Consider the following 2,397-nt stretch of genomic DNA (forward strand, 5'->3'; position numbering starts at 1 on the left):
GAACCGGCCGTCCACCATCGTCTGGTGCATGGGCCAGACCCAGCACACCATCGGCAACGCCATGGTTCGTGCTTCGTGCATCCTGCAGCTGGCGCTGGGCAATGTCGGTGTTTCCGGCGGCGGTACCAACATCTTCCGCGGTCACGACAACGTGCAGGGCGCCACCGACGTCGGCCCCAACCCCGATTCGCTGCCCGGCTACTACGGCCTGGCCGAGGGCTCCTGGAAGCACTTCGCAAAGATCTGGGGCGTCGAGTTCGACTGGATCAAGGGGCGTTATGCCTCCGCCGCCATGATGGGAAAACCCGGCATCACGGTCTCGCGCTGGATCGACGGCGTGATGGAGAAAAACGAATTCATCGACCAGGACTCCAACCTGCGCGGCGTCTTCTTCTGGGGCCACGCGCCCAACTCACAGACGCGCGGCCTGGAAATGAAACGCGCGATGGACAAGCTGGACCTGCTGGTGGTGGTGGATCCGTATCCATCGGCCACCGCCGCCATGGCGGCCATGCCCGGCAAGGCCGAAGACCTCAACCCCAACCGCGCGGTGTATTTGCTGCCGGCCGCCACGCAGTTTGAAACCAGCGGCTCGGTGACGGCTTCCAACCGTTCCATCCAGTGGCGCGAAAAAGTGATCGAGCCGCTCTGGGAGAGCCGTACCGACCACATGATCATGCACCAGTTCGCCGAAAAGCTCGGCTTTGCCAGAGAGCTTTCCAAGAACTACAAGATGCAAAAGGTCAAGGGCATGGACGAGCCCGTGCCCGAAGACATCCTGCGCGAGATCAACAAGACCTGCTGGACCATCGGCTACACCGGCCAGAGCCCGGAGCGCCTCAAGGCGCACATGCGCAACATGCACCTGTTCGACGTCAAGACCCTCAAGTCCAAAGGCGGCGTTGACAAGGCAACCGGCTACGACACCACGGGCGATTACTTCGGCCTGCCATGGCCCTGCTACGGCACGCCCGAGATGAAACACCCGGGCTCGCCCAACCTGTATGACACCTCCAAACATGTGATGGAAGGCGGCGGTAACTTCCGCGCCAACTTCGGCGTGGAACGCGAAGGCAAAAACCTGCTGGCAGAAGACGGATCCCATTCCAAGGGTGCCGACATCCAGACCGGCTACCCCGAGTTCGACCACCTGCTGGTCAAAAAACTCGGCTGGTGGGACGAGCTGACCGATGCCGAGAAAACCGCCGCCGAAGGCAAGAACTGGAAGACCGACTCATCGGGCGGCATCATCCGCGTTGTCATGAAGAACCATGGCTGCCATCCCTTCGGCAATGCCAAGGCGCGCGCCGTGGTCTGGAACTTCCCCGACGCCATTCCGCAGCACCGCGAGCCGCTTTACGGCAACCGGGCCGACCTCATGGCCAAGTACCCGACGCACGACGACAAGAAAGCCTTCTGGCGCCTGCCCACGCTGTACAAAACCATCCAGCAAAAGAACATCGCCGACAAGGTGCATGAGAAATTCCCGTTGGTCATGACCTCCGGTCGGCTGGTGGAATATGAAGGCGGCGGCGAAGAAACCCGCTCCAACCCCTGGCTGGCCGAACTGCAGCAGGAGATGTTCATCGAGATCAACCCCAAGGTCGCAGCCGAAAAAGGCATACGCAACGGCGAACGCGCCTGGGTCAGCACCCCCACCGGCGCACGCCTCAATGTGCAGGCCCTGGTGACCGAGCGCGTGGGGCCTGACACCGTGTTCATGCCTTTCCACTTCTCGGGCCGCTGGCAAGGCGCCGACATGCTGGCGTACTACCCGAATGGCGCGGCACCGGTTGTGCGCGGCGAGGCAATCAACACGGCAACAACATACGGCTACGACAGCGTCACGATGATGCAAGAAACAAAAACGACGGTCTGCAACGTCGAAAGGGCATAAACATGACCCCCACGCTTTTCACTTCGTGTAATGCGCTGCCCCCCGAGGGGGCCGCTGCGCCTGCGGCCCGGCAAAGCCGGTTCCGCGGCCCCTGCTTGGGCAGAGCCCCGCGCAAGCTTCCGATCAAACGGTTTTCTCTGGAGACGTCATGGCACGCATGAAATTTGTTTGTGATGCGGAGCGCTGCATCGAATGCAACGGCTGCGTCACCGCCTGCAAAAACGAAAATGAAGTCCCGTGGGGTGTGAACCGCCGCCGCGTGGTCACACTCAACGACGGTGTTCCCGGCGAGAAATCCATCTCGGTGGCCTGCATGCACTGTAGCGACGCCCCCTGCATGGCCGTCTGCCCTGTCAACTGCTTTTACCGCACCGACGAAGGCGTGGTCCTGCATGACAAGGACGTCTGCATTGGCTGTGGCTACTGCTCCTACGCCTGCCCGTTCGGCGCACCGCAGTTCCCGGCTGCCGGCACCTTTGGCGTGCGCGGCAAGATGGACA

General features: G+C 62.0%; 2 protein-coding genes. Both read left to right on the plus strand.

The window, feature by feature from the left end; all coding sequences use genetic code 11:
• A partial coding sequence (locus AC1DWI_RS19945) for a formate dehydrogenase subunit alpha (protein WP_477725550.1) occupies positions 1-1,897 on the plus strand: 1,897 nt, incomplete at its 5' end.
• Positions 1,898-2,045: 148 nt separating this feature from the next.
• A partial coding sequence (locus AC1DWI_RS19950; protein WP_477725551.1) for a 4Fe-4S binding protein occupies positions 2,046-2,397 on the plus strand: 352 nt, incomplete at its 3' end.

It is taken from the genome of Polaromonas sp. P3_C2 (assembly GCF_056402675.1).